12 protein-coding genes are annotated in these 16,803 nt (G+C 52.8%); 5 read left to right on the forward strand and 7 right to left on the reverse strand.

What is annotated here, in order from left to right; translation table 11 throughout:
* Positions 1 to 3 precede the first annotated feature (3 nt).
* Together SH573x_RS02635 and SH573x_RS02640 are read left to right on the forward strand one after the other, a co-directional pair.
* Positions 4 to 1,035 (forward strand): DUF1559 family PulG-like putative transporter, encoded by a 1,032-nt coding sequence (locus tag SH573x_RS02635; RefSeq protein WP_479352751.1) that lies wholly within the window; start codon positions 4 to 6, stop codon positions 1,033 to 1,035.
* Positions 1,036 to 1,182: 147 nt separating this feature from the next.
* Positions 1,183 to 1,560, forward strand: coding sequence for a hypothetical protein (locus SH573x_RS02640; protein WP_479352752.1), 378 nt, complete (start codon positions 1,183 to 1,185; stop codon positions 1,558 to 1,560).
* Positions 1,561 to 1,610: 50 nt separating this feature from the next.
* On the opposite strand, the gene SH573x_RS02645 is transcribed toward SH573x_RS02640, so the two are convergent.
* The 6 genes from SH573x_RS02645 to SH573x_RS02670 form a co-directional block, all read right to left on the reverse strand.
* Positions 1,611 to 2,615 carry a phosphatidate cytidylyltransferase gene (locus tag SH573x_RS02645; protein ID WP_479352754.1) on the reverse strand — a complete coding sequence of 335 codons (1,005 nt, stop codon included), beginning with the start codon at positions 2,613 to 2,615 and terminating at the stop codon, positions 1,611 to 1,613.
* Entirely contained in the window at positions 2,612 to 3,277 is a 666-nt protein-coding gene (locus tag SH573x_RS02650) for a CDP-alcohol phosphatidyltransferase family protein (RefSeq protein WP_479352755.1), read from the reverse strand. Before SH573x_RS02650 ends, SH573x_RS02645 begins: the two co-directional genes overlap by 4 nt.
* 154 nt (positions 3,278 to 3,431) lie before the next feature.
* Positions 3,432 to 5,372: a TolC family protein gene (locus tag SH573x_RS02655; protein WP_479352756.1), complete on the reverse strand. Its 1,941-nt coding sequence runs from the start codon at positions 5,370 to 5,372 to the stop codon at positions 3,432 to 3,434.
* Between the two features lie 307 nt (positions 5,373 to 5,679).
* The gene (locus SH573x_RS02660) at positions 5,680 to 8,859 is read right to left on the reverse strand and encodes an efflux RND transporter permease subunit (protein WP_479352757.1); all 3,180 of its coding nucleotides are present in this window, start codon (positions 8,857 to 8,859) and stop codon (positions 5,680 to 5,682) included.
* A gap of 10 nt (positions 8,860 to 8,869) precedes the next feature.
* Entirely contained in the window at positions 8,870 to 10,057 is a 1,188-nt protein-coding gene (locus SH573x_RS02665) for an efflux RND transporter periplasmic adaptor subunit (RefSeq protein ID WP_479352759.1), read from the reverse strand.
* A 279-nt stretch (positions 10,058 to 10,336) separates the two neighbouring features.
* A complete protein-coding gene (locus SH573x_RS02670; RefSeq protein ID WP_479352760.1) occupies positions 10,337 to 10,846 on the reverse strand; it encodes a HEAT repeat domain-containing protein in 510 nt (169 codons plus the stop codon).
* A 290-nt stretch (positions 10,847 to 11,136) separates the two neighbouring features.
* On the opposite strand from SH573x_RS02670, the gene SH573x_RS02675 reads away from it, so the two are divergent.
* Complete coding sequence (locus SH573x_RS02675) at positions 11,137 to 13,575, forward strand: CHASE3 domain-containing protein (protein WP_479352761.1); 2,439 nt, start codon at positions 11,137 to 11,139, stop codon at positions 13,573 to 13,575.
* A 5-nt stretch (positions 13,576 to 13,580) separates the two neighbouring features.
* Positions 13,581 to 15,074 (forward strand): sigma-54-dependent transcriptional regulator, encoded by a 1,494-nt coding sequence (locus SH573x_RS02680; RefSeq protein ID WP_479352762.1) that lies wholly within the window; start codon positions 13,581 to 13,583, stop codon positions 15,072 to 15,074.
* An 82-nt stretch (positions 15,075 to 15,156) separates the two neighbouring features.
* Here SH573x_RS02680 and SH573x_RS02685 read toward each other — a convergent pair whose 3' ends face one another.
* Positions 15,157 to 15,687 (reverse strand): hypothetical protein, encoded by a 531-nt coding sequence (locus SH573x_RS02685; protein WP_479352764.1) that lies wholly within the window; start codon positions 15,685 to 15,687, stop codon positions 15,157 to 15,159.
* Positions 15,688 to 15,909: 222 nt separating this feature from the next.
* Here SH573x_RS02685 and SH573x_RS02690 point away from each other — a divergent pair, with 222 nt between their 5' ends.
* Positions 15,910 to 16,779: a sugar phosphate isomerase/epimerase family protein gene (locus SH573x_RS02690; protein ID WP_479352765.1), complete on the forward strand. Its 870-nt coding sequence runs from the start codon at positions 15,910 to 15,912 to the stop codon at positions 16,777 to 16,779.
* Positions 16,780 to 16,803 lie beyond the last annotated feature (24 nt).

Genomic DNA, 16,803 nt, shown 5'->3' on the forward strand with positions numbered 1-16,803 from the left:
TTGATGAAGTCTCACTTGAATCGCGGATTCACATTGGTCGAATTGCTGGTGGTCATCGCGATCATCGGCATTCTGGTTGGCTTGCTATTGCCTGCCGTTCAAGCTGCCCGCGAAGCTGCTCGACGCATGCAGTGCAGCAACAATGTCAAGCAGATTTCGCTAGCCATGCTGAACTATGAGTCGGCGTTCAAAAAGTTTCCGCCGGGTGCTGTACATGCCAAGAGTCCGCGAGCTGCAGGTGGAAGTGGCAATAGTTTTGGACCCAGCTTCAATGGCTTGATATTGCAGTTCTTGGAGCAAACTTCGCTGGCCAATCAATTGGTATGGGTGGGCAGGTCACCTGGGTACGTCAATGAGGGCGGGGTCGGCCCAGACAATGCTGGACGGGCCAATCGCATTCCTGTATTAGCTGCAGGTCCGTTGCCCATGATGCGTTGTCCAAGTTCTGCGGGCCCGATCTCCAATGGCTATGAGCCGTTCTCACATTACGCGGGCATCGCCGGCTGCGTCGATCCCACTACCTTTACAGAGAGTCGTCTCTTCAACGACGGAGTGTTGGGTTTCATTTCTGCTGGTGGCATGATGACCGCTAACCAGGCGAACACCTTTGGCAATTGCACCGACGGCACGACCAATACGCTGTTGATTGGTGAAATGTCCGGCCGCTTGGAGCGACTGGTAGCTGGCACTTACTCATTCGTAGCCGCGTCCGGAACCGATCACGGCTGGTTGATGGGTACACGCGTCAATGGCATTGCTCCAGCTCTGGATCCAGCTGCGTCTGGCGATGAACGAGTCTTCAATACAGTGTCCATTCGCTATAGCCCCAATCAAGAACCATTTGCCAATCAATTGTTCCCAGGCATGGGTAGCAACATTGGTGCGAACAATCCACTTAATTCGAGCCATCCCGGCGGAGTTATGGTTGGTCTATGCGATGGCTCGGTGCAGTTTCTGACAGAAAACATCGAACTGGAGACGCTCAAAAAGTTGTCGACGCGTGATGACGGTCGTACCGTGGACGCTGGCTTCTAACGCACCGCGATAGTTTTTCTCAGAGACTCTACGACAACTTCGGCAAATTGGACATTCAAGGTTATGCAACGCAGCACTTCAGTTCTTTGTCTCTCGGCAGTGGCCCTGTTCTGTTTAAGCGGGTGCAACAGTAATGAATTTGGTCCGATGGGTAGTATCTCTGGGATCGTCACGCTCGACGGTAAACCGGTCGAAGTTGGCACCAAGGTCATCTTCATGCAAGGTGCCAAAGGCTACACAGGCTTTGGCATCGTCGGTGACGCAGGCGCCTATCGAGTCGAATGGCGTCGTTCGGGCTCAACCTACGACGGAATGCCAGCGGACACTTACGGTGTCATGCTGGTTCCCGCCAACGCCGTCGATGTGGATGAAATGAGTCCTGACGAGATGTTGGCAGGCGGCCCCAAAAAGTCGTCCGGCAAATCAGTGATTCCGCCAAAGTATTTGCGTACGACTACCAGTGGCCTGAGCTACCCAGTCAAGTCCGGTGAAAATACGATCAACATTGAAATGACTTCTAAGTAAGCGTGCCTTAGGCACTGCCAAACAATAAACTACCGGACTGCCTTAGCGTCTTAGCCACCTGAAATGATGCGCACGGCTTGCGAGCCACCCAGACCATCGGCTTTAAAGTAGTTGATGTAATGAAACACCGCCGGGGCCACGATCAGCAAACTATCAAAGCGGTCCAGTAAGCCGCCGTGCCCTGGTATGAGGTCTGCCATGTCCTTGATACCCAGATCTCGTTTCATCGAGGAGATGACCAAGTCCCCGCATTGACCCAGGATGCTGATCAGCAAGCCCAAGATTATTAAATGATGTACACGATCGAGGGTGGTGCCTAGGAACACATAGTGGCCGATAAAGGCGACCAAAGTTGTAGTCAAGACTACAGCTCCAATCGCTCCGGCTTGAGTTTTATTGGGGCTGGTGTTGGGCAGGAGCTTGAGTTTGCCAAAGGACTTGCCACTGATATACGCGAAGACATCATTCAACTCTGTGCACAGTAGTAGCCATAAAAGAAGCGGGCGAAACAGCTCGTCGTTGGATATAAAGGCCAGGTGCCCCAGGCTGACTCCGAAAAGCGCAAAGCCGACGATAGCTAGCGAGACACGTTGGATGTATCCCTTGGGCTGATCGGGCACCAATCCAATGACGGCGATCAAGCACATGCCTAGCGCCCAGGATGTTGTAAAGAGCTCCATCCAGTTGTCGAGGACCGCGAAATACAAGACCAAGATGGCCACGATGACCGACCACATCTCAGAGGGTGCGTCGCTGAGCCGAGTGGCCCGAGCGTATTCTCGAAAGCAAAACAAGCTGAGCAATAGGAAGAAGCCGCCGACCCAAGCTGCTCCTAAAAGAATTGGTACGACCATGGCCGCCGATAGTACATACCAAGACCTTGTTCGCGCCAGCAGCTCTGTATAAGTTTTGTCGTTGATGCGCTGAGTGCGTTTCAGCACGCGCACTAGAATCGAAGCGGTAATCAAGCCGAGGGCCATAGCCGTGACGATGCCAATAGTCACGCCGTGGCCAAAGGCTTGCGTCGCATCGAACAATCGTTCCCAGGCGCTCACTGGTTCTGTCCTTCCAAGTACCTGGCCGCGCGCGAGAGTCGACGCAGGGCTGTGATGATCCCACCGACGATCACAACTAGCAGAATGATTTGCGTTTCGTGCCAGGGCAAGCCCAAGCCGCCAGGTAGACACGCCAGGTACACAGACAATGCTGTAGCCAGCGCCATGCGCTGCGGCTTGGCCATCGGTCCACAGAAATCGTTCGGCGCGCCGATCGATTTTCCAGTGGCCCGCACATAAGCGACAAATACAGACACCAATGCAGCCGTGTATCCCAGCGTTATTTGACTGCCCGCAGCGTAACCCAGTCCAATAAAGACTGCAGCGTCCGAGATGCGATCGGGTACTTCGTTGTACAGTTCGCCTTTGCGCGAAGCGGTGCCGCGTTTGACCGCGACCATGCCGTCAAACAAGTTGCAGAGCAGTCGAACTTGACACAACACAGCCCCGCTCAGCCACAGACCACGCTGTGCCATTCCGGTCGTCAGAGAGGTATAGCCCAACAAACAGCCCGCCACGATCGCGGCCAGCATTCCAAAGATCGAAATCGAGTTGGGCGTCGCGCCGATTTTAACCAACCATGATGTCACCGCTTCGGCCCATCGCGTGTTACGACTCTTGATCGGACGGCGCTCTGTGGGCTCGTAGTAGGATTCGTTCATGGCGTAATGAGATTCTTGGTAATTTCGTAGCCGATCTCGCCAGAGATTGGACGAGATTAAAGTGGCGCAAGATTATGGTAGCCGATCTCGCCAGAGATTGGACAAGATTATGGTAGGGCATCCAAAGTCTGGCGACTTTGGCTACGGAGGCAAATTAGAAGCCGCCGCCGCCTAGGGAGCGATAGGCATTCACCAAGGCTCCCAACTGCTCCTGCCGGGTTTCGATCAGCGTCATACGAACTTCCATGAGGTCGCGCTGCGCTAGCAGTACTTCCATATACTCGGCCCGGGCGTTTTGGAAAAGTTGGGTGGCTACGTTGACGGACTTCTCCAGCGCATCGAGTTGCTGCTTCTTGACTTCGATACTCTGGCCGTAGTTCTCTACCCTTGTTAAGAAATTGACCACTTCGGTAAAGGCATCGATGACGGTTTGCTGGTAGTTGTAAACGCTTTGCAACTGACGAGCATTTGCGGTGCGATACTCGGCTTGAATGGCGCGTTTATTGATCAACGGGCCCACCAAATCGCCAGCCACGTTGTAGATCAACGAATCTGGGGTCGAGAAGAGATAACGAGCATCGAAAGCGCGATATCCAACTCCGGCGCTAATTCCTAGCGAAGGATAGAAACGTGCCTTGGCAACTTGAATGTCCAGTCCAGCGGCTTGGATGTCACGCTCGGCTTGTTTGATGTCCGCGCGATTACGCAGCAGTTCAGAGGGTAATCCCATGCGCATGGAATTCAATTGCATGGCGACGAAGTCTACCGAGGGGCGCGGGATAGGTTGTGGATAGCGGCCCAGCAAGCTATTGATGACGTTCTCAACTTCGATGATCTCCTGCTGAACGATCAAGCGTTGGCTTTCGTTCTTGCGCAGCTCGGCCTGGAATCGCTGAACGGCCAATTCAGTTTCGCGGGCAGCGGCCTTCTTGGCCTGTGCTATCTCCAAACTCTTCTGCTGGATCTCGATCATTTGATTCAGCACGAGCAGGCGATTGTCCAACGCCATCAGGGCATAATAGCTCTCGGCGACCTCCGCAACTAAGCGAGTTACAACATAGTTTCGACCCTCGCGAGTGCCTAAATAACGCATGGCGGCGGCGCGTTGAGCATTTCGCAAACGTTTCCAAATATCGATTTCCCATGATACCGTCGTGCCGACCATGAAATCCGGAACCGGATCTGGGAACGCACGCCCGGGTCGGCCCTCTAGTTGTTCGTCCACAGCACCTTCGCGAGTGAATCGTCCCGACTTGTCGGCACCCACGCGTGCGTTGTAGTCGACAAACGGTAGGTATGCACCGCTACGAGCCTGGACTTCATAACAAGCGATTTGAACTTCCTCGGCCAAGATCTTCAGCTCTTGATTGCCAACGATGGCTTGCTCAATCAAGCCGACGAGCACTGGGTCGTGAAACATCTCGAACCGACCGACTACGCCCGAACTGGGCAAACCCACGGGATCTGCTTGCCAGCCGCCACCGGACAACAATATGGGGTTGAAGACTTGATCGTCCGGCGGATTCTGGGCTGAAGGTGCCTGTGCAGATGTCTTTGAATTCGAATCGTTGGCAGCGGGTTTCGCCGCATCGGGGTTGGCCGAGTTAGTCGCGGACATCGATGGATCTTGGGCAGCGGAGACCTGCTTTGGTGGTTCGTCGTCGAGCTGAATCTTGGAACTCGGTTTAACGAAGCTCACCAACTTGACAGCAGGACTATACCAGTGACGCCGGGTGCTTTTGTCTGACGACTCATCTTTTAGTTCGCTCGACTTGGCGCCCTTGTCTTTATCCTCTGCATTCTGGTTATCTACTTCAGGTGACTTTTGCACCTCTTCTGCAGCTGCATCGCTCTGACTCATATTGGGATTTGCGATATCCGTCGGAGGCATCACATGCATTCCAGCGTCTACGGCTGGATCACGATTCCAGTTTGTGGCAGCCTGGAAGCTTGGTGGCATCGCCGCACCTGGCACCGGCGAACGCAACTGCGGTATCCCACAGCCACTGATCGAAGAGGCGATAGTCGCGAGTAATGCTAGCTTGATTACACGCTTGCCGGAGCATTTTGAAGCCATCTGAATTTCACGTGACATGGATTCCATTCCTGTGAGCCACGATTGGCGGCCGAGTGTGTCCTACTATTTCAATTTCGACGCGTAGTGCAAATTGGAGTGATCAAATTCATTGCAGTGCTGCTTAGGTAAATTGCACATGACTTTTTACGGAGTCTTTGCATCAGAAATCCTAAGTAACGGTGCATAGGGGTTAGCTGCGATATGGTTTGGCTATCTCTCCCAAGTGGGCATGGGCTTATCTTCAAGACCTGAACATTCCGGGCATGGCTTGTTCCCTACCATAATCTGCTGCCGAGCAATGCTAAATCATCTACCTACCCTGAGTTCAATGACCGGGTTCCGGTGAGCCATCCAAGCGTTCGCTTAGCGGCGTTTCACTTTCATCGCGAATGAGCTTGCGACCGTCGGACATTTTGGCGAACAGGTAGTAGAGTCCCGGTATGACCAAGACGCCGATCAAGGTACCTGCCAGCATTCCGCCGGCGGCGGTGGTACCAATCGTTCTGTTGCCAATTGCCCCTGGGCCGGTAGCCCGTACCAGGGGAATCATGCCCACAATAAACGCAAAAGAAGTCATCAGAATCGGACGGAAGCGCAGCTTGCCTCCTTCGAGGCCTGCATCTTTTAGTGAAAGTCCTTGCTGACGACGTTGCACGGCAAACTCGATAATCAAGATCGCATTCTTGCCCAGCAATCCGACCAGCATGACCAAGCCTATCTGGCAGTACACATCGTTGGATAGTCCCATCGCTTTCAGGAATGCAAATGAACCAAACAAGCCAATCGGCAACGACACAATGACTGCCAGCGGCAGGATAAAACTCTCGTACTGGCCTACGAGCACGAGATAGACAAACAACACGACGATCAAGAAGATATAGGTAGCCGTGTTGCCCTTGTTGGCTTCGTCGTAGGACAAGCCCTGCCAACCAATGTCATAACCCTTCGGTAGTGTTTGTTTGGCGACTTCGCGAATTGCAGCGATGGCCTGGCCCGTGCTGAAGCCGGTTGCGGGAGCACCTTGAATAGCTGCCGTGGGATACAAGTTGTAACGGCTGATTTCGTTCAGCCCCTGTTGTTTTTTGAGGGTCATAAAGGCCGAGTAAGGCACCATCTGGCCATGGTCATTCTTGACAAAGAGGTTGTCGAAGTCCGAAGGTAGGCGACGGAACTCCGGCGCGGCTTGCACGTAAACTTTGTAGAACTGTCCGAAACGGACGAAGCCTTGCTCCCACGTACTACCGATCACGATGGACAGGTTGTTCATCGCGTCGGCGATCGACACGCCCTTTTGCATGGCGACATCGTTGTTGATGACCAGTTCGTATTGGGGATAGTTGTTGGCAAAGAACGTGAAGAGTCCTTTGAGTTCTGGGCGTTTCGACAAGGCATCCATGAACGTATCTTTTACTTTGCCTAGTCGTTCGTAGTCTCCGCTATTAGTTTTGTCGAGCAGATTTAACGAGAAGCCTCCGGCCGCCCCGAAGCCAGGTACAGCCGGGGGTTCATAGAATTCGAGCTTGACGTTGGCAATGTCGCGCCCACGTTCCTCCATGATCTCGATGATTTGCTTGGAGGTATGCTGACGCTCGTCCCAGGGTTTCAAATTGATAATGCATGTACCAGCGTTGGAACCTCGTCCTTCCGTCAAAACTTCATAGCCCGCCAAAGACGAGACAGATGCGACGTCTTCAAGTCCCTTACAAATCTTTTGTAGCTCGCGAGATTTGGCATTGGTGTATTCAAGAGTGGAGCCAGGGGGTGTTTGAATGATCCCGTAGATGATGCCTTGATCCTCAAGCGGTATAAAACCCGAAGGCAAGACTCCATTGATGAAGATGATACCCAGTCCAAAACCCACGACTGTCAATAACGTAAATAAGCGCCTGGTAACCAGACCGCGAATGATCCATGCATAACCTCCAGTTACCTTAATGATGCAGCGATCGGCAAAACGCAGAAACAACGTCAGCGGGTTTAGACTCCTCTTACCAGGATTAAGCGGCTTGAGAATCATTGCGCACAGCACTGGAGTCAGTGTCAGAGCCACGATCCCCGAAAGCACGATCGACATCGCCATCGTCAAACCGAATTGACGGTAAAAGACACCAACCGGCCCTGGAATGAAGGTGACCGGCACAAACACTGCGGTCATTACCAAGGTGATCGCAATGATCGCGCCGCTAATTTCATGCATGACCTCTTGGGTCGCCAGGTAAGGCGACAAATGCTTGGAGTGCATTTTCTCGTGCACGGCCTCGACGACCACAATCGCATCGTCGACCACCACGCCGATAGCTAACACCAACGCAAACAAGGTGATGAGGTTAATCGACATGCCGAAGATGAACATGAAGAAGAACGCTCCGATCAGAGAGACCGGCACCGCTAAGGTCGGGATCAGCGTCGATCGAAAGTCGCCTAGAAACAGGTAGACCACCAGCGACACCAGCACGAAGGCTTCCAGCAGGGTGTGTAGTACTTTTTCGATGGAAGCATCCAGGAAGTGAGACACGTCATAACTGATTTCGTAGTTCATTCCTGGCGGAAAGTTTGCTTCCTTGGTTTCCTCCAGCTTCTCTTTGACTCTTTCGATGACCGCCGAAGCATTGGAGCCTGGTGTCTGTTTGAGCACGATAGCTGCAGAGGGATTACCATCGATATCCGAATAGAGGTCGTAGAAGGAAGATCCCAGGCTGATCTTGGCCACATCTTTGATACGGATGTTCTCGCCTTCCGAGTTGGCTCGCAGAATAATATTTTCATACTGTTCTGGTTTGTCGTAACGCCCAACCCAGGTCAGTACGTACTCGATTGTCTGCGATGTTCGACCGGTGGCCTGGCCTAGTCGACCGGGAGAGCCAATCATACTTTGGTCTGCGATGGCTTTCATAACATCTTCCGCCGACAGGTTGTAAGCCCGCAGGCGGTCGAGATTCAACTCGACGCGCATGGCGTATGCCCTGTTACCTAGAATGTTGGCGCGCCCTACACCCTGAATCCGTTTGATCTCTGGCAGGATATTTACGTTGGCGTAGTTGTACAGGAAGTTCTGGTCAACCTTTTCGTCCGTGCTGAAGACGTTGACGTACATCAGCATGCTGGAGACGTTCTGCATGACCACGATGCCTTCGCGGTCAACGATGTCTGGTAGATTGTTCTTCACCGCCTGAACACGATTGTTGACGTTCATTACAGCGACGTTGGGATCGGTCCCAGGTTCAAAGACCACTTGGATCGTCGCTTCGCCCGCGCTGGTGGCGTCCGAGATCATGTATCGCATGTCTTGAACGCCATTGATGGATTGCTCCAGAATGATCAGCACCGAGTCGACCAAGACTTTAGCGCTGGCACCTGGGAACGACACGGTCACGACCACGCTCGGAGGAGCGACCGCAGGAAACTGCGATGTGGGCAGCATGCTGATCGACAGCCCACCCATGAACAGGATTAGCAGTGAGACGACGATGGCCAAAGCTGGCCGGTGGAGTATTCTAGCGAACATAGGGCAGTGCTTACTCCGCCCTGAATTTGAGATTGCCCAAGATTTCGGCGGCACTCAGATAGTCGAACTCTATCTTCTCGCCATCACGAACTTGTTGTACGCCTTCAAACACGATGCTTTCGTGAATATCCAAGCCGCTCTTGATCACATAGATGTCATCCATTTCATTTTGGATTTCAATCTCGCGCTGGTGCACCACCTGCTCATCGTCGATGACGAAGACGTACTTCTTGGCTAGGATCTCAAAGGTGGCGCGCTGTGGAATAACCACGGCTCCTGTAAGTTGACGACTGAGCACAATTGTGCCAGTTTGACCATGCCGAAGTAGGCCTTCAGGATTTGGAAAGTCGGCCCGGAACGCAATGTTGCCGGTCTCGTTATTGAAGTCCGCTTCGATAGCGCCAATGTGGCCGGGTTGATTAAACTTTTCGCCATTGGCCAGCATTAATTCGACATGAATTTCATCACGTTTTGGATCCAGCTTGTATTCCAGATAACGCGATTCTGGAACATTGAAGTACACCCACATCAGGCTATTGTCCGACAGAGTCGTCAGCACGTCGCCTTCGGCTACCAGGCTACCTTTCTGTTCATGGAGTCGGTCGATGATGCCATCGAAAGGAGCTTTGACTTCGGTAAAGTTCAGCTCGGCTCTGGCTAGTTCGACTTTGGCGTCTGCCTTGGCTTTCTTGGCGCCGGATAGAGCCAGTTCCTGGACGGAGACGACATTGCCGCGAACTAGCCGTTCTGTGTTGTTGTATTCGAGTTGAGCGGTCTGAGCTTCGGCGACCTCAAAGTTTAGTCTGGCTTTGTAGAGAGTCGGCAGGATCTTGAACATGGGTTCACCACCGCGAACAGATTGCCCCTCTTTAACTGGAATGTCTTCCAGGTATCCGCTGTTGAGAGCGCGAACCTCTATATGTTTGCAGGAGTGAATCTGACAGACATAGGGTCGGGATATCGTCAAGCCTAATACGACCGGATGTGTAGCGATGACTTTGTGATGCGGATGCGACTCGTGCGGGCCCTCAGTATGCTCGTGTTGCTCTGCAGGTTGGCTTTCTTCAGCGTGTTCCTTACCCGCGTTGGCTGCTGCCGTTTCTTGAACCCATGAGTAGGCTCTGGGTAGGCCCATTCCCAGCGAGACGGCCAAGCATACACCAGCAAATATGCGGAGATGGCGCGTTGTTATTTTCATCGATGGCCTATCAATTCTGCAGTGAACCTAGGAAGTATCTGTTCGAAAGAGCGGTTGTCGCTAACGAAGCTCGCGTGGGTAGCGGCCAAAACCTGCAGAACGAAGCGGCTATAGGCCTTGGTGTCTCAAGCTGTCAGGCCCATATGCAATCAGTGGGCCAGCGCTGATTGCGTTCAAAATCTTCATGCCGAACGGAAGAAATTGCCCAACTGCACAAAGTTCGAAGCGATTTCTGGCCATTTGTTGTCCAGTTGGCCAAAAACTGATCAAGTCATTTTCTCAACTTTGCATGGCTTCGCTGGCTACCGCGGGTGAATGAACAGCCGGTTCAGGGCCTACTACTACAACTAGGAGTTGCGAGATAGCATCCCTGTCGCGAAGTGGCGCATGAAACTGAAGGAGATATAACGCGTGATGCGCCGCCTGATAAAAGCCATCGGCGTGACGTTCCAACGCGATCGTACGCAACAGTGCTTTCAAAGCGTGATAGCCTCGACGTGCCAGGCCTCTGGCTGCCATCAGTCGAATATCGGCGCATTCGTCGTCCAAGGCGCTGATTAATGCCGGCACCACATCAGAGTCTGTAGCTTCAATCAGCCAGCCAACGAGTTCGTGTCGAACTTGACTCTCGTCGAGACGGTTCTGACACTGCTGGACCATCCGAATCAAAGCCTCGTCTGGTCCCGAGTTTTTCAGATCATTGGGCGTCAGCAACTTGCCATCGGATCTGGAAGTCGCCAATTCGCTAATCATCTGCGCAAAGCTGGCTGGAACTCGTGTTTCGCGCATACAATTTTGGCAAATAGAGAATGAGCACACTGTAGGGCGATTGCCAGTACAATCAAAGATTGACTTCGTAGCGGACCGGCGAATAAGCTGATGCCTGTCTGCTCCGCATTTGCTGTGCCAACGTGCAGTCAAGCTCAAGCCTGATACTAGAGTTACTTCACAGGGCCGATCAGGATTGTCGAACCATGCCTCGAGTGCAGATTTACTGGACCCGATTTGGACTACCCGTTTCTATCGTCGTCGCATTCGTTGCGGTCGCAATGCTGGCTGTGATCACATTCAGAAACACTGTGGCGCTTCGCGAAGGGGAACGTCAGGTCTCAAAGTCGCTTGCCATCGGTGAAGCGACTCATCGTCTGCTATCTGCTCTAAAGGACATGCAAACCGGTGAGCGCGGATACTTGATGACCGGTAAGCCAGTATTCCTTGAACCCTTTGAGCGTGGCAAGCTCGAACTTGTTGATAGCTGGAAGAAGCTCAGCGAATTAACTGCCCGCGAGCCAGAGCTGAACAACAAAGTCAATGCGCTCAAAGAACTACTCAATCAGAAAATCGACTATTTGGATCAGGCCGTGGCTCTACGAGCCCGCGATTCATCCTCCCGGCCGAGCGACGAGATTGTTGCGACGGTCAGCTCAGAGGGGGGCGAAAGACTAATGGAGGCCGTTCGCGAGGCAACGTCGTCCATTTTGGATAGTCAAGCTGAACGCTTGCGTAGCAACGAGCAACACAGTCGAGTATTGAGCTCTACATCCTACCGAGCGATTTTACTTGGAAACCTCATTGCCTTGGGAATTATCTTGATCACCGGTGGCATTTCCTACCTCGATCGGCAACGACGCGACCAATCGGAAGCAAACCTGACAGCGAAAGAATCTGAACTGGCTGCAATCTTCAATTCTACTTCCGACGCAATCCTGTCATTCGATGATCAACTTCGTATACGCTTGATCAATCCATCAGCCCGACAGTTGCTTGGCTTCGAACAATCCAACAGTGCAACAGGAACTTCGCTTAAGTCCGTGATTGAAGGCAGCAGACCTGAAGATGCGGTGCAAAATTTTATAAGCTCGGATAAGAAGTCCTGCCAATTTCAGGGCTTTGGCAAGCGAACTGATGGTCAACGTTTTCCCAGCGTCGGTAGGATTGCCAAAGTCTATTCCGATGGCAAGCGTTACAACATACTCGTATTCCAAGATTTGACCGAGATCTTACGTGCTGAGTCCAGTCGTCGGGAGTTGGCCGCCATTTTAGAGCAGGTTACTGACGCAATCGTTGTCTGTGATATGCAAGAACAGATCGTCTCGTGGAACCGTGGCGCAGAAACACTGCACGGCGTGCCACACCAGCAAGCAGTCGGCCGCCAAGCAATGGAGTTGCTGTGCGCTGGTACACCATATATCTGGAAGGAAGGCTCAGCCCATATTTTGGACCATGCGGTTTTTTCGACGGAATTCGAAATCCCAGGCCCCGAAAGGCAGAGGCAATGGATCGAACATCGACGGAGTTTGATCCGCGATGCCCACGGTGTGCCAATCGGACAACTGGTCATGCACATCGACATCACGGAACGCCGCAGAGAAGAAGCCAATCAGCGACGCAGTCAACGCTTGGAGAGCATTGGTACACTGGCTGGTGGTGTGGCGCATGACCTGAACAATATTTTGACTCCGATCCTCATGAATGCGAAACTAGCGCAGCGATCCACGACCAATCAGCAACGTCTATTGGAAATAATCGTCACCAGCGCCGAGCGAGGTGGCAAAATGATCAAGAAGCTACTAGCGTTTGCCGATGGAGAACGGGCATCTCTGGAACTGGTAGATGTACGCGTTGTCGTTTGCGAAGTTCAGGAGATCCTCAGTCACTCCTTGCCCAAAACAATAACACTGAAGACCGAGTTGGCGAAGGATCTTCGCCATGTCCATGCCGATCCTACAGAGTTATCGCAAGTCATCGTCAATTTGTCCGTCAATGCGCGGGATGCCATGCCCGATGGCGGACGACTGGAAATCCAAGCCCAGAATATTCGCATCGGAGAATCATCCGATCGATCAGGTGTCCAATTCGCGGAAGGTGACTTTGTCCTGCTAACGGTGGCTGATCAGGGGCAGGGTATTGCTGCGGAGATCCAAGAACGTATATTCGACCCCTTCTTCACCACCAAGGCACAAGGCAAAGGAACTGGGCTGGGATTGGCCACGTCACTTGGTATTGTTCGCGCTTATGGTGGAGATATCACGGTCCACAGCAGGCTTGGGCAAGGCTCTCTCTTCTCTGTCTACCTGCCAGCTGCAGACTTGACGGAATCGCTAACTGTAACCCCAATTCAAGAAGAGAAGACATACGGTCATGGTGAAACTATTTTATTAGTTGACGATGAACCCAACATAGTTGAATCTGCTCGCGAATTGCTTGATCGGACTGGTTACCGTGTGATTTGCGCGCTGACAGGTGGCGAAGCTGTAGAAAAGTTCGCCGACGCTGCGGACACTATAAATTTGGTCCTGTTGGACATGATGATGCCCGACATGGACGGCATCGAGACGAAAAGCCGGCTGCGTGCGAAAAAGCCAACGATTAAAATTATCGGTAGCAGCGGCTTGCGTCGACCAAAACTAGATGCAGGCCTGGACGACCTCGATGGTTTTCTGGCTAAGCCCTACACCAATCAAGAATTGCTTCAGCTCGTACGACAGACGCTCGACGCGGCTGCCCGGAAAGATTGATACCCATGTATTTGCTTGCCATCGATGATGAACCACTTATCTTAGAAGCCATCCGTGCCGCCTTTCCGGAGGATGAAGTATTCGGATGCGGGACTGCGGAAGCAGGTATCGAGCAATTTCGCAGGCGGACTCCGGATGTCGTATTGTGCGATGTCCGCTTGCCAGACATGTCAGGCATGGAAGCCTTTGACAAGCTTCATAGTATGGAACCGCGCGTGCCCGTTATCATCATGACCGGATTTGGTACATCGGGAACTGCAATCGAAGCCATGCGGCGTGGCGCGTTCCAATACGTTCTCAAACCGCTGGATGTAGATCAGCTTATATCAGTTATCGAAAATGCAGCCGAGGCCGGGAGAATGATGCGCACGCCAGCTGTCATGTCAGACCCTAATGATAATCAGACAATCGACGGAGGTGTCGATGCTATTGTCGGTCGTTGTCCCGCCATGCAAGAGGTCTATCGCTCCATCGGCCGTGTTGCCAAGCAGAATGTTACCGTTTTAATTCTCGGCGAAAGCGGCACTGGCAAAGAGGTTATCGCTCGCGCATTATATCAATACGGTTCACGACCCCACGGTCGATTCTTGGCGATCAACTGCGCGGCCATTCCAGAGCAGTTACTGGAGAGTGAGCTGTTCGGTCACGAGAAAGGGGCTTACACCGGCGCCGACACAAAACGTATCGGTAAATTCGAGTTGTGCGACGATGGCACCCTCTTCCTGGATGAAATCGGCGAAATGACACCGCTGATGCAATCCAAACTGATGCGAGTCCTGCAGGATCAGACTTTTGAACGCGTCGGAGGTAATCAAACTATCACGACGAACGCCCGCATCATCGCTGCCACTAACCGAAATTTGGACGAGGCGATAAAAAATAAAGAATTTCGCAGCGATCTCTACTACCGGTTGAACGTCTACAAAATTCAGTTGCCTCCGCTAAGACAGAGAGGCGAGGACATTCCACTATTGGCCAATTACTTTGCAAAGAAGTTTGCCAAAGAACTAAGCAAGGAGTTTACTGCTTTTTCTGATTCCGCATTGGATGTCCTGCGGAGCTACGTTTGGCCAGGAAACGTTCGAGAATTGCAGAGCGTGGTAAAGCGCGCGCTCCTGCAAGCCAGCGGGCCGGTAATTGTGCCAGGCTGCCTCGTTGAACTAGTCAATGATGAATCGCACCCTCATATATTCAGCAGCAGTCCAACCGTGGCGGCATGTCATGGAATGTCGAATTTCGTTGAAAATACAAACGCAGAATGCCCCATTGATTTTGTAGAACTGACGAGAACTGCGTTATCTTCTTCATCAGAAGACATCTATCGAGAGATGATCAATCTGGCAGAAAAACCAATCTTGCAAACCGTACTCCGGCATACGCAAGGCAATGTGAGCGAGGCAGCCCGACGTTTGGGTATCACCCGAAGCACGTTGCGATCCAAGCTGGCTAGTCTTGGTTTAGCCTTGGAGCGATCGTCCAAGATGATTCAATCAGAATAATTCATAGGGCCGAAGGCACCGACAAATATGTCGATGCCGACGGTTACTGTAAATTGCACTTCGATACGTCGCCAAGGACGCATTATCGCACTCCTGATGCCGCACCGATAACTGCGCCGACATTGGCTCCGGTGTTTCCACCAACGGCTTGTCCCAGAGCTGCGCCCACGTTGGCACCGGTGCTATAGCCCGAGCCGTAGTTGCCATAGCCACTACGATATCCTGCGTTGCCAACGCTGTTGCCGTAGGAGAGATTGTTGCCGTAACCGGTGTTGCCATAGTAGCCGGTGTTGCTGCGGTAAGGCATGGCGTAACGCGAAGTGTTGCCGTTGTTGTAACCATTGGAGACCGATGGATAATACCCGGGGCTAGACGAGTAAGAACCTGGGCTTGAGTAGCCGCCCGAGTAACCACCGGAATAGCCGCCCCCGCAACCGCTGGAACAGCCATCGGAATAAGCGCTGGAGACCATCGGGGCTGCGCTGCCGCAGCAGCAATCATTTTGGGCTTTCGCTCGACGGTGCCGCGGGCCGGCTGAGGCGTCTGTAGCTACCATGAACATGACGGCCGCACTAAGTGCGACGATGAGCGAAAAGCGACGTTGCAATGACATCAAATGTTTCCTTCGAACGGAATTGCCTGGAAGATGAACGCCCAACTTTGAGCGTTTCCGCAAGGCTGATTGGCGGGAGCAACACGCATGCCATCGAGACCCGCTCAAGCGGACGCATTTTTCGAGCCGCGAGTTTCTGGAAGGTGAAGTGTGTAATGCGGCGATGTTATGATGTTGGCCTACAACCCTGATGGATCCAACCCCAACTCGAAGGCAAGTGACATGAGCTCTGTTTCACGGCGAGAATTGTTCAAGGCGGCTGCGGTGGCGACAACATTGTCAACCTTGCACTGGACGCTGGCCCGCGACTCAGCCTTGCAGGCCGCAGAGCCTGTCGACCCTTGGCGAGGTCTCAAGTTCGGAGTCGCCACCTACACGCTGCGTGAATTGCCGCTCGAAGAGGCCATCCAGGGCGTTCAACGCGTGGGCTTGAAGTATGTCTCAGTCAAAAATGTCAAGAACCATATCGATCTTTCGCATTCGACCGAACAGCGCCAGGCTCGCGCCCAACAAATGCGAGCTGCTGGTCTGGAACCGCTGAGCGTAGGCAATGTCAGCATGCGCACGGGCGAAGCGGATATTCGTAGAGCGTTTGAGTTCGCACGCGACGTGGGTGTACGGACGATTGTGTGCGCTCCCAGCCACGATGCCATCCCAGTGCTCGATAAACTCGTAAAGGAGTTCGATATCAAACTGGCTATCCATAACCATGGCCCCGAAGACAAGGGCTTCTTTCCATCGCCCTACGATGTGATGCGGGCGGTCGAAGGTTATGACAGGCGCATTGGACTGTGCATCGATGTCGGTCATACCGCGCGAGCCGGGGTGGACCCTGCCGAAGCCATCCTGAAGTTCAGCGATCGGCTATACGATCTACACATGAAAGACATTTCCGCACTCGGTGAGAAGAACACGCCAGTGGAAGCTGGACGAGGCATCCTTGATTGCAAGTCAATCCTGGCCGCGCTGTTGAAGATAGAATATAAAGGCCTGGTGGGCTTTGAATACGAAAAAGACGGTAAAGATCCAATACCTGGCCTGGCTGAATCGGTTGGTTATATCAAGGGCTTGCTGACCGCGATTCCCTCGTAGGCACAGCACAACATAACTAATCAC

The organism is Rania fehmarnensis (assembly GCF_056494185.1).